This is a genomic window from Rhizobium sp. 16-488-2b (assembly GCF_017741815.1).
In the GTDB taxonomy this organism is placed as follows: domain Bacteria; phylum Pseudomonadota; class Alphaproteobacteria; order Rhizobiales; family Rhizobiaceae; genus Rhizobium.
In genome coordinates, this window is sequence record NZ_JAGHMF010000008.1 from 102,552 (window position 1) to 126,079 (window position 23,528).

Sequence of the window (23,528 nt, forward strand, 5' to 3'; positions counted from 1 at the left end):
TTATCCTTTCACGCCACCGGCACTGAGGCCGCCGACGATTTGATTCCTGAACATGAGAAAGAGAATGACGACAGGCGCGGCGATCACGACGCCACCGGCCATGACCTCGCCCCAGCTGAACGAATAGGGATCGAACAGCGTCTGCAGCGCCAGCGGCAGCGTCTTGACTTCGACCTTGGTGATGAGCGACAGCGCCATCAGGAACTCACCCCATGAAAGCACGAAGGCGAAGGTTCCCACGGCCACGACCGCGGGCCGGATCAGGGGAAAGGTGATGCGATAGAGCGCGCCGAGCCGCGAGCAGCCGTCAATGAGGGCAGCCTCCTCGAGTTCGACAGGCACGCTGTCGACATAGCCCTTGAGCATCCACACGGCGATCGGCAGGCCGAGCGACAGGTGGATGAAGGCCAGGGCGCCCAGGCTGTTCGTCAGGCCGAGGCTACGCGCGATCATGACTATCGGCACGATCACGGCCACGGCCGGCAGCATCTGCGTGCCGAGAATGAGAAACCCGATGATGTCGCGGCCGAGATACTTGAAGCGGCTCAGCGAATAGGCGGAAGGCACGGCGAGTATCAGCGTCGCCACCGCCGTAACCGCACCGACGATCAGGCTGTTCCTGAGCGCTACGAGGAAATCGCTGCGGGCGAGGATTGCCTCGAAGTGCTTCAAGGTGAACGAGCCGGCAATGAGACTGCCGCTCATGATGTCCTGATCGGGCTTGATCGATGCGATGAACACCCAGAGGATCGGCAGCAGCATCAGGCCCAGCGCCAGCACCGTCAGGCAATCCAGCATGACTTCCTGTGTGTAGCTGCGCTTCATGATTGCCTCCTCTGCAGACGGAGCGTGAGCAGGGCCGAGGCGAACAGCAGGACGAGCATGACGATGCTGATCGCGGCGGCATAGGCCGGGCGAAGATCGACAAAGACCGCCTTGAACATGGCAATCCCGAGCGTCGTCGTCGCATCACCAGGCCCGCCCTTGGTCATGATCCACGGCAGGTCGAAACTGTAGAAGGCAAGAATGCCGAGAACGAGGCTGATGATGACGAGCGTGTCTCGTATCGCCGGGAAGGTTACGGCGGCAAAACGGTGCAGCGGTCCGGCGCCATCGACGGCGGCGGCCTCGTATAGCTCGCTCGGGATTGCCTTCAGCGCCGCCAGCAAAGCCAGAACGAGAAACGGGGCGCCCTTCCAACCCGATATGAAGATGATCACGGCCAAAGCCTTGTTCGGATCGGTGAAGACATTGCTGTCTCCGGCCAGCCCAACCAGATGCAGAACATGGTGGATCGGGCCGACCTGGCTGTCGAGCAGGAACCGCCAGCCATAGCCAAGCACGATGAACGGCATGACCCAGGGCAAAAGGATCACCGCCGACGCCAACCGCGCGATCGGCGTTTCCCGATTGAGTAGCAGCGCGAGAGGAAGGGCGATCGCGATCTCGACTGCGACCGTCCCCAACGTCCAGATCACCGTCCGGATGAATGCCGACCAAAGCGCGTCATCCGTCAACAGTTCCCGATAGTTGATGAGGCCGCCCCAGGCCGGCACCGGGTTGCGCAGCAGATACCAGTCCTGGAAGGATAGCCACACGTCATAGGCCAGGGGAACGACGGCAATCGCGAATGCCGCGCAGGCCGCAGGCAGGATCAACGCGTAGGGGAGCGGATTGAACCGGGCTTGCCTCTTGCGTGCCATCCCGGCCCCTCCCCATGCTTCGATAGTGTCGACGGCCATGGCAGCCTCCAGCTTTCCAGGAACGGGATCAGCGGGCGAGCGTCTTGTCGATGTTGACGCAAAGCTGCTTGGTTGCCGCCTCTACGTCCTGCTGCCCAAGCGCCACCGCCTGAACGGCCTTCTGAATCGTATCGACCTCGAGCTGACCCATTTGCGGAATGGCCTCGTGCGGATACTGATAGGGACGAGCGTTCTGGAGTTGCTCGACGAAGAGTTTGTAGGGGAACTGATCCCACGGCGCCTGCTTGGCGATCTCGATGCTGCCGGGGATAAAGCCGCCAGCCGTCGCAAGCGCCTTCAGGCCCTCGCCATGCGTGGCGTACATAATCCACTTGGCGGCGGCGTCCTTGTTGGCCGATGCATTCCACAGCACGAGCGGCCAGCCGCCGAGGAAGCCGTCACGGCCCTTCGGACCGGCGGGAACCATGGCGATATCGACCTGATCGAGAAACGCAGGCTTTTCCTTCTGTAGATCGCGATAAAGGCTCGGGTCGGATAGGATCATGGCGTATTTGCCATCCAGGAAGCCACGCCGGAAGGTGTTTCCGTCCATCGTGCTTGCATCAGGGTGAGTGGCCTTGTCCTTGTAGATGTTGACATAGGTCGTCAGCGCATCCTTGAACTGCGGCGTGTCGAAGCCGCATTTGCCGTCCGTCGTCAGCATCGAGGCGCCATAGCCGAGATAGGCGCTCATGAAGTTCTGCACGGTGAAATAGTCGAGGCTCATCGACAGACCCATGCCGTAGACGCCGTCGCCCGTCAGCTTCTTGGCGGCCGCGGCCAGTTCTTCCCAGGTCTCCGGCGCCTTGTCGATGCCGGCCTTCTTCAGCAGATCCTTGCGGAAGTAGAGCGCGCGCGTTTCAACTGAGACCGGCGAAGCCCACCAGTGATCGGCAAGATGGTAATATCCCTTGTCACCGGGCCATACGTTGCTGGCGACATCAGTCTTGTTTTCGGCGTCATAGGCCTTGAAGTAGGCATCCAGTGGCTCCAGCGCGCCGGCTGCCTGAAACTGTGCGACCACGTTGTTGCCGAGCATGGAGACGTCAGGCAGTCCGCCGGCGGTCAACGCGCTCACCAGCCGCTGCTGCTGCTCGGACCACGGCACGATCTCCATGTTGACCTTGATATCGGGATTCTTCGCCTCGAACCCTTCGATCGCCGCCTTCCAGGCGGCAATGTCGTTGGGGTTGGTGCTGAACTGCCAGAACGTTACGTTCTCGGCGGCATGCGACAGTGAAGATGCACTCAGCAGGGCTGCGAGCCCCGCTGTCCAGACAGCAAACTTCCTCATGGGTCCCTCCTCCAAGGTTCCGAGACCGCCCTCCTCGGCGGCTATGTCATCGTTGACATGTGTCATCGTTAACACTCCTCTTATGAGGGGTCAACGATTTTGTATCAGGCCGGAAATTTCGACGTCGAGGCGCGTTCCACGACACTTGTCTGCAAGAGCAGCGAGCGATCCGTCGCACGCCCCTCAATTCCGGCGAGAGCCAACGCGAACCCGGCCTCGCCGAGCTCCGTCATCGGTTGCGCCACGGTCGTCAGCGGCGGCGTCAGATTGGCAGCCAGCGTATCGTCGAAACCGACGACGGAAACGTCGCGCGGCACCGACAGACCGGCTTCATAGAGGGACTGCAGCACGCCGGCCGCTAGGATATCACAGGTGGCGAAGATCGCCGTCGGCCGCTGCGGAAGCAGGAGCAACCGACGGCCGTGTTCATACCCCTCGGCACTCGAAGCCAGCGGGGGCTCGTTGTTGTAGCGCCCGAGCTTGATCATCGCGGGATCCACCGGCAATCGTGCTTCGGTCAGCGCGTCGGTGTAAGCTGCAAGCCTGTCATCCTCGACGGACCGCCCGCGGCCGGGGTCGGGCCAGAACAAGGCGGGATCGCCGCCGAGGAAGGCTATCCGGCTATGCCCAAGAGCGATCAGATGCCTCATGGCGTCGCGAGCGCCGACATAGTTGTCGACACGCACGAAAGGCGCGTCCGACGTGGTGGCGCGCTCGATTTCCACCACAGGAATGTTGGCGGCCAGCGCCAGTTGCACCGCTTCCGGCCCGCTGGCGTGATTGAAGACGATGGCATCGACCTGCCGTTGCCGGAACGAATGGACCGCATTCGCCTCGCGCTCGGCGTCGCCGCCGTGGTTGACGATGATGGTGCTGTAGCCCTCCCGAAGCGCCGCCGCCTCGAAGCCACGCGCAACGTTCACGAAGAACGGGTTGACTGTTATCGACGAGACGATGAAGCCGATGGTGTAGCTGCGGCTCGTGCGCAGCCCCCGCGCCACGATGTTCGGCTGATAGGAGGTCAGCCGCACGACCTCCTCGACCTTGCGGCGTGCCTCATCGGAAACATAGCCATTGCTCTTGAGTACGCGATTGACGGTGGCTGTGGAGACTCCGGCCATCTTCGCCACTTCGATCAACGTGGGATTTTTCACCGCCATCCTCCCGGTTTCCTCCGGCAAGCGATAGGACGGCGGCGCTCGTTCGTCAACGAGTGATGTCATCGATGACATCGCGCGCCGTGGCACCCTCAACGGATCTACAAGAACGCGGCGGAGCCACTAAAACCTTTAGAACGAGTTCAACGGTAAACTTTTCCGCCAAGGTGGAGGGTGAAATCGGAGGCAACATCCTTGACAAACTGAGCAAGCGAGGAAAGCCGTTCCGCTGTTATCCTGCGGGACGAACCTGAAACTGATAAGGCGCAAACAACTTCGTGCCTATCATTGTAGACCGGAGCAGCGACACACCGCAGGCCTACACGGTATTCCTCATCATCCAATGAGTAGCCTTGGGCCTCGATCCGCTTCAGTTCCCTTCCCAATGCATCAATGCTGGTGAGTGACTTGGATGTGATGCGGTTCAAGCCCTGTTTTCGAGTCAGTGCGACAACTTCATCCGGATGGTAAGACGCAAGAAACGCTTTGCCCATTCCCGAAGCACTCATTGGAGTGCGTGCACCGATGGCAGAGATTGCGTTGCAGCTATCCTTGGCCTTCGCCTGGTCGGCAAGAAGGATCTGGCCGTCCTCGACGATGCCGATGTTTGCTGTCTCGCCAGCCTGATCTCGCAGCCGACGCAAAAACGGCGCGGCTGATGCGACGATACTACGATCTTTGAAGAAGGATGAGCCGACCGCATAGGCCCCGGCACCTACGAACCAAAGGTTTTCCCCTTTGGAGAACTGCACAAATCGACGTTGTTGGAGTGTGGTAAGGAGACGATGAGCGGTTGTTAGGGAAAGTCCCGTCGCCTTGGACAAATCAGTTAGACGGCAGCCACTGTCAAAGCTGCCCAATGCCTCCAGGATCATCATAGCCCGATCTACGGACTGAATCCGACCCGAAAGATCTTTATCCATCTTAGCGCCCTCCTCGACACACGATGCAATTCCAGCCTTTTAGGATTGCATGATGGTAGCGCTGCCATTATGGTTCGTCAATGGCGATGATTGACCTTGAATGTCGTTCAAGCTCTAGCTTGAAGTCGGGGTGGATGGAGGATTTTAAATGGCGAAGAGACGTTCAAGCTCACGACCAACGATTTCGGATGTTGCTTCACTTGCGGGCGTTGGCGCTATCACCGTCTCACGCGCATTACGCGAGCCTCACAAGGTCTCTCCGACTCTTCGCAAGGTTATTGATGAAGCCATCAGACGGTTGAACTATGTTCCCGATCTCAATGCGCGTGCCCTCGCGTCCAAGCGCAGCGATGTTGTCGCAGTGTTAGTTCCCTCGCTTACTCAGAGTGTTTTCTCGGACGTGGTCCGCGGCATTTACGACGGTCTAGCAGACAGCCCGTTGCGGATCGAAGTCGCGAATACTGGATACAATCCAGAGATCGAAGAGCACTTGGTCTCTCGCATAGTTCGCCATCAACCCGCAGCAATTATCGTCTCTGGCACCGATCAATCCGAGGCCACGCGACAAATGTTGGAGAACGCAGGGTGCCCAGTTATCCAGATAATGGATCTCTGCGACAACCCTATCCAACAGATTATCGGCTTCTCTCATGAACGGGCCGGATATGAGATGACCCGGCATTTGGTGCTGCAGGGATATCAAAAGGTCGCGTTCCTGACGGCTTGGCTGAGCGACCGTTCGAGCGGGCGATTGAAGGGGTACAAGCGAGCTCTTGAGGAGGCTGGAATATACGATCCGTCTCTCGTGGTACAGCGTGGCAGCACATCCACCACGCCTCCGCCCATTACCGAACAGGGAGGAAAATCTTTCCTTTCTGCGCAGATGGGCAAGGAGCTCATGTTCGAGGCGCTGGAACGACACCCGAATCTCGATGCGGTTTTCTGCAACAATGACATTCTCGCACTGGGCGCGCTTTTCGCTTGCCAATCGCTGAACGTGGAAGTTCCAGGCAGAGTGGGGATCGCGGGCTTCAACGACCTCGATTACATGGAAGCAGCACACCCGCCGTTGAGCAGCGTACGCATCCACCGTTGGCGCTGCGGTTATAAGGCGATGTCGGCGATTCGCCATCGCCTTGATGGTGGCGACATCGTAGAAACCGTCGTCGACATCGGCTTCGATATCATGGAGCGGGAGAGCACCGCCCGCTCGGAAATTGCCTCCCAATCGAAGGCTGCCTTGTCGATGGCGGCCTCGGATCGATAATTTCTACCGCGCTTCATCCCACTCCTGCACGAAGTGATCGGCGGTGATGTTTCGGTAGGTTCGCTTTGGCGGAATATAATCGGCCGGTCTAATTGGGCTTCTCAGTTCATCACCCGGCAGTGCGCGAACCATGTTTCTTCGCGACGGATCAGGGATCGGCACGGCCGCCATGAGACGCTTTGTGTAAGGGTGCTGCGGGTTAGAAAAAACCGAGCTGGCGGGTCCCATTTCCACGATCTCACCGAGGTACATGACCGCAACTTTGTGGCTCATGCGCTCTACCACCGCCATGTCGTGCGAGATGAATAGATACGACAAACCCAGCGTCTCCTGCAGGTCAAGAAGCAGGTTGATGACTTGAGCCTTGATTGAGACATCCAGTCCGGAAACCGATTCATCCGCGACGATAACCTTCGGCTCCAATGCAAGAGCGCGGGCGATGCAGATGCGCTGCCTCTGGCCCCCAGAGAATTGCTGAGGATAGCGATTGGCTACATCCGGTGACAGTCCAACCCTTGTGAGTAGGTCCGCGACCTTTTCGCGTGCTTGCTTTCGAGATCCTAGATCATAGGTGAGATACGGCTCAGCAATTGCGTCCCCTACCCGCATTCTCGGGTTCAGACTCGCGAACGGGTCCTGGAAGATCATCTGGATGTTGCGACGCGCCTGGCGCATCTGCTTCTTATCCAGGGACGTTATGTCGACGCCATCGATCGTAACCTTACCGCTTTGCGGCTCAACAAGACGCATGATGGCCCGACCAGTTGTCGACTTGCCGCAACCGCTTTCACCGACCAACGACAGCGTCTCTCCTGCACGAAGGTCGAACGAGACATCTTCGACAGCATGAACCCTGGCAACGGGACCGCTGAACCAGCCCTTTGAAAGGTCGAATCGCTTCACCAGATGCTCTACCGACAACACGGGTGGTTTTGCTCGATCAACGGTGTCAGGTCGGTCGACGGGCTCTCGAAGAACACCCGTCGCCTTGTCAATCAGCGGAAAGTGCTCTGGCTGACCAGTTCCAGACATGGTCCCAAGCCTTGGCACCGCAGCAAGCAACGTCTTCGTATAGGTCTGCTGGGGATGATCGAAGATGTTGGAGGTAACGCCAGTCTCGAGCACCTCGCCTCCCAGCATGACGACGGTTCGATCGGCAATTTCCGCAACAACGCCCATGTCATGAGTGATGAACAGGACACCCATCCCGACGTCGTTCTGCAGTTCCTTGATAAGCTGCAGTGTCTGCGCCTGGATTGTGACATCGAGAGCAGTCGTGGGTTCATCGGCAATCAGAAGCTTTGGTTTGCATACCAGTGCCATCGCAATCATCACGCGTTGGCGCATGCCACCAGATAGGCTTTGAGGCAAATCCCTCGCCCGATCCTTGGCTGCTGGAATGCGGACGCGCTCAAGCATTCGAACAGCCTCGGCCTGAGCTGCAGCGCCGCTCAGTTGACCGTGGATCGTCAACGCCTCCGCAATCTGGTCGCCGATCGGCGATAACGGATTGAGGCTCGTCATTGCCTCCTGGAAAATCATTCCCATTTCCCGGCCACGGACCCGCCGCATCTCGTGCTCGGGAAGACGGAGAAGCTCGCGTCCACCGAGTTTCACGGAGCCCTCGATCCGAGATGATTCCGGGTTCAGCAACCGCATGATCGAAAGCGCGGTCACGCTTTTGCCGGAACCCGATTCGCCCACAACCGCCAAGGTTTCGCGGGGTGCAATCTCGAAACTGATACCCTTGACGATGGGCGTCCACGAGCGCTCGTTCCTGAACGACGTGCGCAGATCGGTAACCTGCAGTGCCGGCGCGGACGTTTCCGGACGGATGGCGGCCTGTGCGATGTTGATAGATTGAACCATGAAATACTCCGGATCAGTCAGACGTCGAGGGATCGATGGCGTCGCGAATGGCATCGCCGATCAGATTGAAGGACAGGACCACCAGGGTAATCGCGGCCCCTGCGCCGATGATCGGCCATGAGGAGCCGAATATATTGTTGAGGCCGTCACGAATGATGTTGCCCCAGCTTGGATTCGGCGGCTGCGTACCAATGCCGAGAAAGCTCAGCGACGCCTCGAGGCGGATTGCGGATGCTACCCAGAGCATCATCAAGACGACGATCGGTGCCATGATGTTGGGAATGATGTGCCGTAAGATGATCCAGGGGGTGCTGACACCCATCGATACCGCCGCCTCGACATAAGGCTCGTGCTTGACTGAAAGCGTCTGCGCTCTGGCAACACGGGCGAAGCCTGGCACGAAGGCAACCGTGATCACGACGATGACGTTCCAGAAGCCGCCACCAAGGACGGCGGCAATCATGATTGCGAGAAGCAATTCGGGAAAGGCAAGGAGCAGATCGATGAGACGAGAGATGACACGATCGACGACGCCACCGAAGTAGCCCGCGATAACACCAATCGTGGTTCCGACGACTGCAGCTGCGAAAGGCGAAATCAGGCCGAACAGGAGAGAATTGCGCGATCCGTAAATCATGCGCGAAAGCACATCTCTGCCAAATTGGTCGGTCCCCAGCCAGTTGGTCCAACTTGGCATCTTGTTGACCTTGATGATTGATTGGCTAAGCGGGTCATAGGGAGCGATCCATGGAGCGAACACGGCCACAACGACGAGGGCGCATACAATAAGCGTTGCTGCGATCGTGCCGGGACGCCGGAGGAGGATGGATCTAAGAGCGTGAAACGGGCCTGGCTGCGGCGCCATCAGATGGGAAGACGTTTCCGATACCGTGCTCATCACTGCATCCTTATTCTCGGGTCGACGATGATGTAGAGGATGTCCATCAGCAGGTTGATCAGGACCACGCACATGGCGAGAACGACGATCCCACCCTGGATGATCGCGTAGTCTCGCTCGGCGATCGCGCTGATCAGCAGTTTTCCGATGCCGGGACGATTGAACACCAACTCGATGGCAACTGAACCAGATAGGGTCGCAAGCGTGCTGAGACCCAGTCCGGTGGTAAGAGGCAGGAGCGCATTGCGAAGTCCGTGCTTATAGACAATGCGGTTTTCAGTGGCGCCCTTGGCACGGGCGGTCCTGACGAAATCCTTGCTCAGAACCTCGAGGAGCGCCGTGCGGCTCAACCGTCCGACAAAAGCCGCCTTGACGAATGCCAGCGTCAGCGCGGGAAGGAAGATGTGATACATCCGGTCGATGAAACCCTCGCCGCCACCGTTGATCGGAAACCAGCCGAGATTGAGGGCGAATACGATCAAAAGGAGCGCGCCGAGATAGAAGTCGGGAACCGCATAGCCGATAAGGGAAAATCCGCGAACAAAGCTGTCCGGCGCCTTGTTGCGGTTCCTCGCCGCGAACACCCCTAGAGGCAGTCCGGCTGCGACACCCATGAGCATAGCGGCTAGAGTGAGCTCGATCGTGTACGGCAGATTATAGAATATCAGACCGACGACGTTCTGGTTGTTCATCATCGAAGTGCCGAGGTCGAGCGTGAGCACTCCCTTCAGGAAGTTGATGAACTGGAGCCAGAGCGGGGCATTCAATCCCATCTTCTCTCTGAACAATGCCAACTGCTCTGGCGTGGCAGCATCTCCAAGTGCAGCGATAGCCGGGTCGCCCGGCAGGATGCGCATGGCGATGAAGACGAGAAGCAGAACGAGGAAGACTGTTGGGATCGCGTCCAGCAGCCTCATGAGAATGTATTTTATCACAGTGACCTCCCGTCACCATTGGCGCCCCGTTGTAGCGAGGTGGCATAGGGTTCGTTCGCAAGATCCGGGGCCAAACCAGGAATGATCTTCATCTCTCCGCCTGAGGTGTAGCTTATGAAGAACTGCAGGTGATATTTGGTTGCCGTGTAGGCACCTGGAATCTCGCCAAGATAGGTGTCGCCGGACCGCTCCATCGCGACAGTCTCCCAGCGTTCGGCCTGATTGACGTGGCGATAGTGCAGAGTGACGGCCGCATCGCCCGCTGCCTTGTGGCGCACTCGAAGCGGTTCACCTGCGGTGAATTCTTCTGGATACTCGAGCTCCCCAACATGACGACGCAGTGCCTTATGGCCATTGATCGCTTTGGCGGCGGCTGATGCTGCGCCATCGGCTGGGACGCTCTCCGTCCCGCCGTAACCTTGGAGCGCGACCAGGTCGAGAAGCTCGGCTTCCATTTCCGGAAGCCGAGAATGCCAGGACCCGCGAAGCCAGGACTGAGGGCCATAGGTGATGTCGTCGTGGTAGAGCCCCTTCGAAACGCTGGAAGCCTGCCTCCAGTGCTCGACAGCCTTCGTCGCGTGTTTGACGAGCGGGGAGATCATGCTGGTCGCCTTTGTCGCAATGAACAACTCCGCCCAACAGGCTGCGCGAAAGCGTTCTGCGAAGTAGCCTGCGATAGCGCCGAGGATCTTCACATCGGAGACGATGCGCTGGGTCTCGGCACGGTCCCAGCCAATAGCCGAGGACGCGGTGTCTGCGGCGGCATTGCAGCCGGCAGACATCTCGTCCAACCAGTCGGCAACATCGAGCGGGGAGTATTTCTCCATCGCTTTGCCGCTCAGAAGCGCCTCGGCATATTCCCGCGCATTTGCGAAGAGCACCGGATCGAAGGTCGGAGCATTCCCAAAGCGGGTTGGCCCCTCCATGTCGAATCCATAAGCTCGACCGCCCGCTTCGCCTTCAATGAAGCCGAGGTTCGTGTAGATCTCCGGCCAATAGTGATTGTTGGATGCGGATGGTCCATGTGCCAGGGTGATCAGCGGGAGTACGCGGCTCGCCCAAGAAAGCCCCTGCTCGCACGCTTCTGAAGCCTCCCCGCATTCCCGGTCCAGCCAGCGCATCCATCCTTCACTGGGGCTTTCTGGATTGTACAGTCGTCGTCCCCACACACGGTACTGGTACTCGTATTTCTTCCAGTCCTGAGCTGTGGGGAGCCCCCGCTTCTGATAGCTGAAGCGCTGTCCGGGCACCGCTGTTCCCATCCGCCCCTTGAAGCTTTGCGGCTCGCACCACTCCACACCATCGGATCCCGCGAACATCGAGCTCCTCGAATATCCGGCCGCGAAGGCGGGATCGCCCCATAGCAAGACGCGCTGGGTTCCAGGCCAGATGCGGTAGATGACCTTATAGTCCTTGTCGACGTCCAGAAGATCCCCGTACGAGTATCGAAGAAACTTGCGCGACCCTTCGCTGAGCTTCTCCCTTGCGCTCCTGGCCTGTTCAGGGGGGTGCTCACGGTCGCGAATAGCGGACTGATGGTACGGCAGGGCCATATGCTCCGCCAGATATTTTGGCGACGCTGCCACTGGCATTCCCGATCGACGCGCGAGATCGATCAGCTTGAAGTCCAGGCCCTTCCCATGCATGTCGATTTCGACCGGGCGACCGCAGGCTGCAACCCCGGAAAACGCAGTCTCCCAGAAACCATACTCGCCTTCCGCAATTCCGCCTTCAACGTGAACGCGGAAGGTCAGCCCCGTAATCTGCGGGACTTCTTTCAGGACGTGCGTGATCGCATCCCGGCAATACGGCGCAAGGTTCTCGCTTGTGACACCGCGAACCGTGTAGTTGGCATTGGGGACATCATCGAAATCGTAGCGCTGCGTCCAAAGCGCCAGTTGGAACTCCAGTCCGCGTCTGGCAGCCTCTCTACCTATGAATTTGAGCGTCTCGAGATTGAGTTCGCGCTCATCCGCGGGCAGCTCCTTCACATCCACATTGTAGCCGGGGAGCGAGAAGAGAAACGGATACGGGAAGTAGAAGTAGACGTCTGATATCCAAGGATTGTGATAGGGATAGTTGTAACCCATCCCAAGAGTGAGCGAGAAACGGTTAAAGCGGTTGGACGCCAGCATCGACAGATATTCGCGCCACTGATTTTTGCTGTAGAACCAGACTTTGTCTTCGTGCTCGGCACAAAAGAGGCGAGCCATCGACCTGACGCGAGCCGTCGGCGTCTCGACCAATGGGAACGTTCCCGCAAAGAGCTCGCCGCACTTCGACGTGCGCACCCTGTCTGCGAGCTCTGTCAGAGCGTAAACCAGACCCCGGATGTCCGAACCCCAGGCGAAGATTTGCTCTCCGCTCTTGATCAGTGCAAGGCTCTCTGGCGCTAATGGTAGTAAAAGCCCCTCCCTCGAGGCGACGGACAGTTGGTCAACTTCCGCGACGACGTCAGCGCCTGCGCCCGCGGACACGATCTCTGCCCGGACATCATGCAGTTCAAGCGCGTGAACCAGCTCGTCGGCAGCCCAAAGGATCGCACCAGCCTCATCACGCAATCCCGACGGAATGCAGATCTTCATGTTCGATGCCAAAATCGACACGGAACTACTCCTCCCAGAATCTGAAAGTCTGGGATTGGCCGCCTCGCCCGGCCAATCCTAACGGCAATCGCGTTTTAAGCTGAGTGCGCTTGCGATAGAGGCCAGTTCACGTATCCGGACTCGACATTGAAGCCGAGTTCGAGTTTCGGTGAACGAACGATCATGAAACCGTTGGTTACCACTGGCATGACAACCGCATCTTTCAGAACCTGCACGTCTATCTGCTGGACCGCGGCCAACCTCTTGTCCAGGTTCGGCTCGGCCAGCGCTTGGTTCAACTGATCGTCAATGCCGGGCATGGCGACGCCGTAGTGGCTGTAGTTCGTGCCACCTTTGCCATCGGACTTCACCTCGACGGTCTTCGGCAGGTACGTCAGGAAGACTTGAGTCGGCACCGGAGCGAAGGCTGTCGACTGCTGCGTGAGGGTGTTCGTTCCCTGGTTTTGGTCCGCATGAAACGCAGTGTGATCCTTGATATTCAGGTCCATATTGACGCCAATGCGACGCAACTGGTCCTGGATCATCAGCATCACGGACGAATAGTCTTCCCGCTGTGACGTATCGACCTTGAAGCTGAGATTGTCATCGAACCCGGCCTCGGCAAGAAGCGCTTTCGCTTTGTCCGGATCGTACTTGTAAGCGACCTCGGCAGGAAGCGTCTCTTCGGTGAAACCGCCCGGGAAGGTGGGCGGATTGAGACCGTAGATGCGCTTGCTAACCGGAGCAATTGCGGTCGCGATCTCATCGCGGTCGATGCCATAGAACAGCGCCTGGCGAACTTTGAGGTCGTCGAACGGCTTCTTGGTCAGATTGAAGTGGATCGTGAACAAGCTTCCCGGGCTGACGACATCAAACAGCAGGGTCGGATCGCGTTGTTTCATTGAATCGGCCCAACCCGGAGCGCGAACGCCCTCGATCATGTGGACATTGCCGGAAAGCAGAGCGAGCGTCCGCGCTGTCGTGTCGGCAATATACATGCACTGGAGCTTCGGCGTTGCAGCGGGCTGGTCCCAGTAATCGGGATTAGCCGTCAGCGTAACGCCCTGAGAGGGATCGGAAGCGATCGACTCGAGCATGTAGACGCCCGTCCCGATCGGATTGGTCGCCACTTTATCTTCGCCGAGTTCCTCAACGGCTTTCTTGCTGAGGATCGCACCATCGTAATCGCTTAGAGCGCCAAGCAGGAACAGCGGATCAGGCGACTTCAGGTGGAAGATCGCCTTATTCGGACCATCCGTGTCGACGCCCTGAATGTTCTGGAACTTCGGCCGAACACCTCCCACGCGTTTCTCGTCAATGACCCGCTCGAAGGTGAATTTCACGTCTTCCGAGGTGAACTCACCATAGTTCTTGTGGAACTTGACGCCTTTTCGAAGCTCAACGGTCCACGTCTTCGCGTCTTCCGAACTCGACCATGCAGTCGCAAGACGGGGTTCAAGTTCGTCTTGCTTCGACGGGAAATGCCATCGCGGAAGATCGACGAGCTTGTCATAGATCGCGATGATCGCCCAATTGTCGACGCCTTGAATGGACTTGATCGGGTCCATGGTACGAAGCCCGCGGGCTGCGAAGGCTATCTTGATGGTATCAGTCCCTTGCGCATGGGCCCGTCCGCCCATGACTGCAGTCATGGTCATCGCTGCGGTCAGCGCACTGGCGGTCTTGAGGAAGTCGCGTCGGGTTGATTGATTCATTTGTTCCCTCCCTTGGGCATCTTCGATCTGCCGGAGCCACAGGTTCCTCCTCCGGAATTCGGCAGACGGTAGCGCTGTCACGCCGATGTGCAAGGCTATTGATAGGGGCTTTTCCGCATCGTGGAAGAGATTTGAAAAAATCCTGACTTCCCTTCCGTATCGCGGAAAGAAGGGTCCGAGCGACTAGCGCGCCCAATCATTTTGAGTAGCTCTCTGCTCGACACCAACCCACTTGCGGAGGAATGAATGAGCAAGGATCCCTGGTATAAGACGGCCCTGCGATGGGGGCAGACGAATCTCGTCGAGTGCGACCCTGAGCGATACGACAGCAGCTTCTGGCAAGAGCATTGGCGCAAGACCCGCGTTCAGGGCGTCATCGTCAACGCCGGCGGCATCGTCGCTTATTACCCCTCGAAGTTCGAGCTGCATCACCGCGCGGTAAAGCTCGATGGTCGCGACCTTTACGGCGAGATCGTCAAGGAAGCTCGTGCCGAGGGCCTCGCGGTTATTGCGCGCATGGACTCGAACCGCGTGGCCCAAGACTTCTTTGAAACTCATCCGGAGTGGGTGTGCCGCGACATCAATGGCGAACCCCACCGCCTCGCGGATAAGTATGTAACCTGCATCGGCTCCGCCTACTACAAGGAATATCTTCCTGCAATCATGGAAGAGATTATCGAGCGTAGTCAGCCGGACGGCTTCTCTGACAACAGCTGGGCGGGGCTTCCGCGCAAATACATCTGCTACTGCGACAGTTGCAAAACGCAGTTCCGTGCTTACGGTGGCGACGAACTCCCCAAGCAACATGACTGGGACGATGGCAATTACCGCAAATGGCTGCGTTGGAACTTCGAGCGCCGTACCGAACTCTGGAAGTTCAACAATGAAGTGACGCGCAAGGCTGGCGGCCCAGACTGCGCCTGGATGGGTATGATCAGTGGCGAGCCGCTCCACAATTCGCAGCGCTTTATCGACCTGCAGCAGATCCTCAAACACACCCCGATCGTCATGCTCGACCACCAACGTCGCAATGCAATCGACGGCTTCGAGCAGAACACCGAGGCTGGCAAACGGCTCCACGAGCTAGCGGGCTGGGACAAGCTCATCCCTGAATCGACACCTCAGTACCAGCTTGGGGCTCCGGTCTTCAGACTGTCATCCATGCCGAAGCCCGAAGTTCGTCTCTGGGCGACATCCGGTTTCGCGGGTGGCATTCAGCCATGGTGGCACCACATCGGCGCGTCGCATGAAGACAGGCGCCAGTACCAGACCGCCGAGCCGATTTTTCAGTGGCATGAGGCGAACCAGGATGTTCTCGTCAATCGCGAGATCACACCAGAGGTCGGCGTTGTCTGGAGCCAGCAGAATCAGGATTTCTTTGGCCGCGACGACGTCGAGCAAAAGACCATTGGTCCGTTCCGAGGCGTTGTCAAAGCTCTCGATCGTCACGCGATTTCCTACGTGCCGCTGCACGCAGACGATATCGCAACCGCCATCGAGCGGGTGAAGTGCATCATCCTGCCGAACGTCGGCGCACTTAGTGATGAGCAGGTCCGGCACATCGAGAAGTTCGTCGCCAAGGGCGGCTCGGTCATTGCAACTGGCGAGACGTCAAAAGCCACGCATTACGGAGACCAGCGCGGCAACTTGGCACTCGGTGAGCTGTTCGGCGTCCGATTGGGAGAAGGAAGCGTTGGCGGAACGGGTCCGATCAATCCCGATATCGAGACTTGGGGGCGCCACACTTACCTGCGCCTGGCTCCGGAGAACCGCTCCTCTACATATGGGCCGAAGGATCGGACCGCGCCGGAACATGCAGCCGAGCGCAGTCCTATTTTCCAGGGCCTCGAAGAGACCGACACCATCCCATTCGGCGGCTTCCTTCCGACGGTTGAAGTGGATGCGTCGGCCGAGGTGCTGGCAACCTACATTTCGGACTTCCCGATCTTTCCGCCGGAAACGTCGTGGATGCGAGAACCAAAGTCAAACATTCCGGCCATCACGCTCAAAACCACGTCCAGCGGCGGCAAGCTGATCTGGTTCGTGGCCGATTTGGATCGCTGCTATGGGCGTGACGCCAATCCCGACCACGCACTGATTATTGCCAACGCAGTGAATTATGCGATCGGCGACGAACGAAAGGTGGAGCTGTCCGGCACCCACGGTGTCGTCAGTGCTGAGCTCTACCGTCAGGGTGGACGCAAGATCCTTCACCTGAACAACAGGCTCCTTCTTTCGAACGTCCCGGGAAGACAATATGACCTCGTTCCAATCGGCCCGGTCACTGTCCGCCTTCGCATCGAAAAGACGCCCGCGAAGATCGACCTGCGTGTTGGCGGTAAGACCGTCGAAGGCAAGACCGACGGCAACTACGTAACCTTCGTCGTCGACGCCATCGTCGACCATGAGGTTATCGTGGTGGACTAGCAGGTCACGGCCAGGCGATGGGGGCGCATTGCCCCCATCGCTCTCTCCGTTTGTCGGCAATGGCTACGGACAATGACTTTCATTACAGATCCCCGCGCCCTTCTGGCCTCACTCTTCGACGCCGCCGTCAAGGCCGCCGATCCGCTAACGGGCATTAAAGGAAATCTACCCGCGAAGCCGAAGGGGCGCACCGTTGTTGTCAGCGCCGGCAAGGGTACCGCGCAAATGGCTCGAGCCCTATTGGCCGCCGACACAGACGGGATCGATGGATCAGAAAGTAATGCGGGTGCCTTTGTCGACGGAGACACGATTAGGCGAGTGCGCGCGGCCGGGCTAGATCCGCACCGTCTGCTCAACGGTAACGACAGCTGCAGCGCTTTAAACGCTATTGGCGACCTGTTCCATACTGGACCGACAGGCACGAACGTAAACGACATGAGGATCATGCTGGTTAAATGACATTCGGCCTGCCTCGCGTCTCAGAACACCAGCAGACGCTCGGACACGATTTTTGCCCGGACATGACCCAGGTCGGCCGGCAAAGGTTCCGTCACATCGGCGACCATGGTCTCAGCTATACCGTCAAAGCGCAAGGTAAGTCGTTCGCGGTCGCCAAGGAAAGCACGATCGATGATGCGGGCCCGCAGGCCATCAAACTCGTCACAGATACGGATGGCGTGAGGCCGAATGAACAAGATGCAAGGTCCGTCCTCGACCTCACAGGCTGGGCGAACAAACCGTCCTAATGCCGTTTCGATAAACCCATTCCTGGCCTCACCCTGGACTTTTGCTGACGGGCAAAAGAAATCCGCTGCGTAAGCACTATTCGGCCTGTGATAGAGGTGACGCGGATCTGCCGACTGCACGATTTTGCCTGAACGCATCAGGACAACGCGATCCCCTAAGGACAAGGCTTCGTGCGGATCGTGCGTTACCATGATTACCGTCGCGCCAAGGCCGCGCAAAAGCGACAAGGTTTCTGCGCGAACGCGCTCCTTTAGACCTTGATCGAGGTTGGAAAAAGGTTCGTCCATCAGCAGGATCGCAGGCTCGGGCGCTAGTGCGCGGGCGAGTGCCGTACGTTGCTGTTCGCCACCTGACAGGGAATGCGGAAACCGCTCAGCCAGGTGTTCGATACCGACGCGCTGCAAGATCGTCGTTACAATCTCGTGCCCACCGCGCCGCGCTTGGTGCCTTAGCCCAAAAAGAACATTGTCGCGCACATTCAAATGGGGGAACAGTGCGTAGTCCTGAAACACAAGACCGACGCTTCGATGCTCGGGTTCGATGAAACTAAATCCATCCACCATCTCTCCACCCAGCTCGACAGATCCGCCATTCACGGCCTGTACGCCCGCGATGATACGCAGAAGCGTTGATTTTCCACATCCGGACCGCCCCACCAGCGAGACGATCTCGCCCTTTGAAATATCAAGCGACAGATTGTCAATCACGGTTGTCAGACCGAAATTGCATTTGATGTTTTTCAGACGGACCGAGATCTCGTTCGAGTGAGTGTTCATCGCGTGCAATTATCCAGGGTTCGAAGAATGCCAAGTTGGCTGTCGACCAACGCGGGATAGCAGAATGACGGGCAGTATGCTGATTGCGACGATGGCAAGCGCCGCGATCGATGCTTCCTCGTAGGTGCCGCGAGCCGCTTCACCGTAGAGATGAGTGGCGAAGGTTTCGACATTGAGGGGACGCAAGAGAAGCGTCGCCGGCAACTCCTTGACGCAGTCAACGAAAACCAGCAGCGCAGCAGCCGAGATGGCCGCCTTGGACAGCGGCAGATGCACGTGGCGAAACGTGCCACCAGTCGTTTGTCCAAGGGTGCGAGATGCGTAATCGAACGACACAGGAATCCGAGACAGCCCTGCTTCGATCCCTCCGGCTGAGATCGCTAGAAAACGGACCGTCAGGGCATAAACGACGGCCGCGCCGGACCCCATGAACAAAAGCCCTGTCGAGACACCGACCCAACCAATCGCCGTTCTATCAATGAGTTGGTCGAAGCCGGCAACGACGATCAGAACGCCGATCGCGACAACGGTTCCGGGCGCCGCGTAACCGATGGTGGAGAGACGAAGCAAGACGCCCGACGTCCTGCCCGGCCGAATGCGAGCAGCATAGGCGACAACGAGGCCAAGAGCGATCGTCACAACAGTTGCGAGCACAGCAATCGTCATCGTGTTGATCGCCTCGTCGAGAAGGCGCGGTGACAGACCCGCGAACTGGTAGCGTTTCCACGCCTCGGATGCCAAATAGATGCCGGGTGCGATGAAGCCAAGCACGATCGGAACTGAACCGGCGGCGAGAAACAGGATGCCCTTCAGCGGCTCCACCTTCTGTGGCGTCAGGCCACGGCTGCGCCGGGCATCCGTCGCATAGCGCTGCTTTCGCCGCGCCCAGCGCTCGATCGCCATCAAAGCCACAACAATCAGCAGCAGGGCGAGCGCGATCTGCGAGGCGCCGGGCAGATCAGTGCGCGTGATCCACGTCGTGTAGATCGATACAGTCATGGTTTTCACGCCAAGGAACTCGGCTGCGCCGACATCGTTCAGCGTCTCCATCAACGCGAGAGCTATGCCAACGGCAACTGCCGGCCGCGCGAGGGGCAACGCCACGCGCCAGAACACCGCACGATGTGAGATGCCGAGCGTGCGAGCCGCATCAACGAGATTGCCCGACTGGGTGAGAAACATCGCTCTCGTGGGAATGTAAACGTAGGGATAGAGCACGAAACCAAGAAGTAGGATACAGCCTGTCATCGAGCGGATATCTGGCAGGCGGAACTGCCTTGGCGTCTCGTGACCCAGAAGCCAGCGGATCGCTCCTTGAACCGAACCGATCGGGTGCAGGATATCGAGATAGGCGTAGGCGATGATATAGGTCGGCACGGCGAGTGGCAGCAGCAGCGCCCATTCAAGCACTCGTCGCCCTGGAAAATCATAGGCCGTGACCAGCCAAGCAGTGGTGGTACCAAGCAGCGCGGTAACGAGCCCCACTCCGGTAAGCAGGATAACGGTGTCGGCCAAAGCCACCGGCAGGATGCTGGAAAGCAAATGCGTCCAAAGGCCGCTGGAGCCTTTCAATGCTTCCAGAGCCAGACCGGCAACAGGTAGAACGACGATCAGCGCAGCGATTACGGAAAGCGCAACCCAGCTTCTGCCGGCGCGGCAGGAACTTGGAGCGGCCGAACGTATGGCGGACACGAAAAAATCCATCGAATATGAGGTGGAAGGCGCCCGAAGGCGCCCTCCCGTTCCTTTAATTGTCGAACCCGACCTTGTCGACAAGCTCGCTCGCCTGCTTGCGGTGACTGACGATCTCCGCCAGCGTCTTGTTGTCAATCTTCAGCTCGCCAAAAGAGGCAATGATCGGATCAACGCCGGCGCCGGCCTTGACGGGATACTCATAATTGGCTTCGGCATAAATCTTCTGAGCGTCATCAGAGACGAGATACTCAAGGAACTTCACGGCCTCGGCTTTGTTCGGCGAGTGTTTTGCAACCGCTGCGCCGCTGACATTGACCTGCGTGCCGCCATCCTTGAAGGTCGGCAGGACAACCTTGATCGCGTCGGCCCACTTGACCTGCTCTTCACCGCCTTTGCCAGCCTTCATCAGACCGACATAGTAGGTGTTGGCAATGCCGATATCGCAAATGCCACCGAGGATATCCTTAGCTACGTCACGGTCGCCTCCAGCAGCCTTGCGCGCCAGGTTCGCCTTGACGCCTGTCAGCCATTTCTCGGTTTCTTCGGCGCCATGATGTGCGATGTAGTCGGCAAAAAGCGCCGTGTTGTAGGGATGCTGACCAGCGCGAATGCACACCTTTCCCTTGTACTTGGGATCGGCGAGATCCTCATAATTGAACGACGCGAGATCGAGGTCCTTGGCAGCGTAAAGCACGCGACCACGCATCGACAGACCGAACCAATGGCCCTTACCATCGCGCAGCTGCTCGGGCACGGCGCCGTTGAGCACGGAGGATTCGATCGGCTGCGTCACGCCTTTTTCGGCGAGATCGACGAGATTGCCGGCATCGACGGCCATCAGAATGTCAGCCGGCGAGCTCGCGCCTTCAGAAGCGACGCGTTCAGCCAGCCCATCTTTCAAGAAGACGGTATTGACCTTCGTGCCGGTAGCCTTCGTATAGGCTTCCAAAAGAGGCGCGATCAGTGCCGGCTCGCGGGTTGTGTAGACGTTGATCTCAACCGCGGATGCAAGCGACGGAGCGGTCAAAGCGGTCGCCGCGAAAATTGCAGATGTGAGGTAAGCGCGTGTGGTCATGAAATGCCCCCAATAAGCGTTTGAGCCGGCACGATCGCTGCGTACCTGCCTCCAGTGCGATGACGATAGAGCCCCCAGGCCAATTCTTGTCAGCAACACTCCACTTATATCCAAGTTGGCAATCTGGCCATGCGGACCATGGTCCGTATGCGAGGCAACGATGCGACAGTTAACGTCGGGCAGCGTCCTCGCTTTGCCATTCCCGCATCTGAAGCGCCGCCTCGGTCCTGTTGCGCACCTGTAGCTTTTTTAGAACCCGGGTCATGACATGCTTGATGGATTTCTCCTTCAGCGCGAGCAAGAAGCCAATTTCCTTGTTGCTATGACCTTCCGCAACGAGGGACAGGATTTGTTCCTCGCGTGCGGTAAGATCGGGCATTGCGCTGGGCGAGCGATCGTCGGTGCCAGCACTATCAACTGTGATGGGCTTTGCGCGCATCTCGGCGAGAACGCGGGCAGCAATTCCGGGAGAGACAAAGGTCTGTCCATCGACAACAGCGCGCAGCACGGAGACGAGATCACCTGCCTCGACCCCCTTTAGAACGTATCCTCTGGCCCCTGCCTTCATCGCGTCGAAGACATCAGCCTCTTGCTCCGAAGCCGTCAGAACGACGATCAAGGCGTCATCGTCAATCAGCCGGATCGCCTGTATTGCCGCATGCCCTCCTCCCGGCATGGACAGATCGAGAATGCTCACCATTGGCCGAAACTGACTGAAGATGGCAACGGCATCTGAAGCGGTGGAGCCTTGCGCGATGACCTCAACACCAGCTTCGTCTTCCAGCCCTCGAACGACACCCATCCGAAACATGGGGTGGTCATCGACAATGGAGACCCGCAAAATGTCAACTTCATGGACAACAGTCATGGCAGCACCATCTGAACAATCGTCCCTCGATTTCCGTCGGCGATGACATCAACCACGCCACCCAGGCTTGCCGCGCGTTCCTGAAGACCTGCCAGTCCAAGCCCCTGGCCTGCTGATCCGCGCTGAAATCCAACGCCGTCGTCTTCGACGCGCACAACGAGTGTGCCTTCTTTCATATAAGCAGACGCGACAATTCGGTTGGCCTTGGCATGCCTGGATGCATTGCTCAAGACTTCCTGCAGGAAGCGATACAGGCAGATTTTCATGCCATGATTGCGGACCTCAAGATCGGTAAGATCCGCTTCGATCTTGTTGCCTGTGAACAATTCATGGGCGCTGATGGCACGCAGAGCAACTTCTCGACCTGAAAGGGCCTCCAATTCCGGAAGCTGCAGACCTCGGCAAAGATCTCGGATCTCGTTGATCGCTTCCGTCACCGACCGCTTGATCAAGACGTCATCGTCATCGCGGCCTTTTCCTTTTCTGATCGCCTCCAGTCTCATGATGACGAAGCCGAGAAGCTGGGTCGGACCGTCATGCAGGTCAGACGAAATGCGCCGCAGATATCGTTCATTAAGCGCTATGGTCCTTTGGGTCGCCTCATCGGCGCGCTTGCGCAAGACGGTGTTGCTTGCCAGCAACCGGGACAGTTCAACGACCTGGTCGTCGAGCCGCTTTCGCTGTTTCTCGATTCTTGCACTGCCGCGGGCGACGATTGCAAATAGCAGAGCAAGCATCGCCGCCGTGACGGCTGCCACCACAAGCCAGCTGTGCATCCGTACCCTGTGAAGCTCCGAGGTGAAACCGCTCGTCGGCTCGTAGAACTCGGCGGCGCCGATGACTTCGCCAGTCTGGGCATCGCGAATGGGACTATAGACCTCGAGAAACTCAAGACCGCTGCGCCTCTCGACAAGGTGCTCTTCGCCTTCGAGCCTGTCGAATTCGGCATAGACGCTCCCGTCTAGGGCCGTCTGTAGCGACTTTCGCAGTTCGAACGTTCGACCGATGAGTGCCGGATCGCTGCTATAGGCCACGGTCGCGCCGCGCGTCCAGATTTTGAAAGAATAGATTCTGTGGGCGAGTGGCCCGTCCTGGATTGCTCGGGCCAAAGCCTGTTCGTCCGTGCTCGGGAGTTTTGGTCCTGTGCCCAGACCCTGAGCCAACGGCGAAACGATGCTGTCGACAAATAGCGCCGTGCTATCGGCTCGGTTCTGGACGAAGCCCTGTTCAAGATTTGACGTGACCCAAGCCCCGATGGCAAGCATGCCGGCAAGCAATACGAGCAAGCCGGCGAACGCGAACTGCCAGGCCAGCGTTAGTCGTTCCCCAAGGCTCAATCTCCAATGGTTCGGTGAGATCAAAGAATTTTGCATCAACGATGACCGGTCCGATTCTAGTTCGCGCATCGCCTCTCTCTGACGGCGCGGAAAAACATCATCGGTCAGCGTCCGCGCGGCCTCCAACCGTCAGAGCTTCAGCTACAGAGCGACCGCTTTTCGAGATCGGGATTTAACTAAGTGCCGGGGCCGCTGTCGATCCAAAAAAGGTGAGATGC

Annotated in this window: 18 protein-coding genes; 3 read left to right on the top strand and 15 right to left on the bottom strand. The window is 58.4% G+C overall.

The features are described from left to right. The 5 genes from J5286_RS09210 to J5286_RS09230 form a co-directional block, all read right to left on the bottom strand. The gene (locus J5286_RS09210) at positions 1-825 is read right to left on the bottom strand and encodes a carbohydrate ABC transporter permease (RefSeq protein WP_209190060.1); all 825 of its coding nucleotides are present in this window, start codon (positions 823-825) and stop codon (positions 1-3) included. Continuing rightward, positions 822-1,742, bottom strand: coding sequence for a carbohydrate ABC transporter permease (locus tag J5286_RS09215; RefSeq protein WP_209190061.1), 921 nt, complete (start codon positions 1,740-1,742; stop codon positions 822-824). The genes J5286_RS09210 and J5286_RS09215 overlap by 4 nt, the downstream gene beginning before the upstream one ends. Before the next feature lie 28 nt (positions 1,743-1,770). Continuing rightward, positions 1,771-3,036, bottom strand: coding sequence for an ABC transporter substrate-binding protein (locus J5286_RS09220; protein ID WP_209190062.1), 1,266 nt, complete (start codon positions 3,034-3,036; stop codon positions 1,771-1,773). Between the two features lie 104 nt (positions 3,037-3,140). Then, positions 3,141-4,190 carry a LacI family DNA-binding transcriptional regulator gene (locus tag J5286_RS09225; protein WP_209190063.1) on the bottom strand — a complete coding sequence of 350 codons (1,050 nt, stop codon included), beginning with the start codon at positions 4,188-4,190 and terminating at the stop codon, positions 3,141-3,143. A gap of 146 nt (positions 4,191-4,336) precedes the next feature. Beyond that, positions 4,337-5,116, bottom strand: a complete 780-nt coding sequence (locus J5286_RS09230; RefSeq protein ID WP_209190064.1) for an IclR family transcriptional regulator — start codon at positions 5,114-5,116, stop codon at positions 4,337-4,339. Positions 5,117-5,264: 148 nt separating this feature from the next. Between J5286_RS09230 and J5286_RS09235 the strand changes: the two genes are divergently transcribed. Then, positions 5,265-6,383 (top strand): LacI family DNA-binding transcriptional regulator, encoded by a 1,119-nt coding sequence (locus J5286_RS09235; protein ID WP_209190065.1) that lies wholly within the window; start codon positions 5,265-5,267, stop codon positions 6,381-6,383. A gap of 3 nt (positions 6,384-6,386) precedes the next feature. Here J5286_RS09235 and J5286_RS09240 read toward each other — a convergent pair whose 3' ends face one another. From J5286_RS09240 to J5286_RS09260, 5 genes are all read right to left on the bottom strand, one after another. Then, positions 6,387-8,252, bottom strand: coding sequence for an ABC transporter ATP-binding protein (locus J5286_RS09240; protein ID WP_209190066.1), 1,866 nt, complete (start codon positions 8,250-8,252; stop codon positions 6,387-6,389). A 13-nt stretch (positions 8,253-8,265) separates the two neighbouring features. Beyond that, complete coding sequence (locus J5286_RS09245) at positions 8,266-9,150, bottom strand: ABC transporter permease (protein ID WP_209190067.1); 885 nt, start codon at positions 9,148-9,150, stop codon at positions 8,266-8,268. Beyond that, positions 9,150-10,085, bottom strand: a complete 936-nt coding sequence (locus J5286_RS09250; RefSeq protein ID WP_209190068.1) for an ABC transporter permease — start codon at positions 10,083-10,085, stop codon at positions 9,150-9,152. Before J5286_RS09250 ends, J5286_RS09245 begins: the two co-directional genes overlap by 1 nt. Beyond that, the gene (locus J5286_RS09255) at positions 10,082-12,691 is read right to left on the bottom strand and encodes a hypothetical protein (protein WP_209190069.1); all 2,610 of its coding nucleotides are present in this window, start codon (positions 12,689-12,691) and stop codon (positions 10,082-10,084) included. Before J5286_RS09255 ends, J5286_RS09250 begins: the two co-directional genes overlap by 4 nt. Before the next feature lie 74 nt (positions 12,692-12,765). Beyond that, positions 12,766-14,466 carry an ABC transporter substrate-binding protein gene (locus J5286_RS09260; RefSeq protein ID WP_209190070.1) on the bottom strand — a complete coding sequence of 567 codons (1,701 nt, stop codon included), beginning with the start codon at positions 14,464-14,466 and terminating at the stop codon, positions 12,766-12,768. 165 nt (positions 14,467-14,631) lie between these two features. On the opposite strand from J5286_RS09260, the gene J5286_RS09265 reads away from it, so the two are divergent. Further along, positions 14,632-16,812, top strand: a complete 2,181-nt coding sequence (locus J5286_RS09265) for an alpha-amylase family protein (protein ID WP_209190071.1) — start codon at positions 14,632-14,634, stop codon at positions 16,810-16,812. Between the two features lie 72 nt (positions 16,813-16,884). Further along, positions 16,885-17,271, top strand: a complete 387-nt coding sequence (locus tag J5286_RS31600; protein ID WP_209190072.1) for an MOFRL family protein — start codon at positions 16,885-16,887, stop codon at positions 17,269-17,271. Between the two features lie 20 nt (positions 17,272-17,291). Here J5286_RS31600 and J5286_RS09275 read toward each other — a convergent pair whose 3' ends face one another. The 5 genes from J5286_RS09275 to J5286_RS09295 form a co-directional block, all read right to left on the bottom strand. Continuing rightward, the gene (locus J5286_RS09275) at positions 17,292-18,335 is read right to left on the bottom strand and encodes an ABC transporter ATP-binding protein (protein ID WP_209190073.1); all 1,044 of its coding nucleotides are present in this window, start codon (positions 18,333-18,335) and stop codon (positions 17,292-17,294) included. A 9-nt stretch (positions 18,336-18,344) separates the two neighbouring features. Continuing rightward, positions 18,345-20,027 (bottom strand): ABC transporter permease, encoded by a 1,683-nt coding sequence (locus J5286_RS09280; protein WP_449090052.1) that lies wholly within the window; start codon positions 20,025-20,027, stop codon positions 18,345-18,347. Positions 20,028-20,082: 55 nt separating this feature from the next. Beyond that, complete coding sequence (locus J5286_RS09285) at positions 20,083-21,105, bottom strand: Fe(3+) ABC transporter substrate-binding protein (protein ID WP_209190075.1); 1,023 nt, start codon at positions 21,103-21,105, stop codon at positions 20,083-20,085. 169 nt (positions 21,106-21,274) lie between these two features. Then, a complete protein-coding gene (locus tag J5286_RS09290) occupies positions 21,275-21,973 on the bottom strand; it encodes a response regulator (RefSeq protein ID WP_209190076.1) in 699 nt (232 codons plus the stop codon). Continuing rightward, the gene (locus J5286_RS09295; RefSeq protein WP_209190077.1) at positions 21,970-23,379 is read right to left on the bottom strand and encodes a sensor histidine kinase; all 1,410 of its coding nucleotides are present in this window, start codon (positions 23,377-23,379) and stop codon (positions 21,970-21,972) included. The genes J5286_RS09290 and J5286_RS09295 overlap by 4 nt, the downstream gene beginning before the upstream one ends. Between the last annotated feature and the right edge of the window lie 149 nt (positions 23,380-23,528).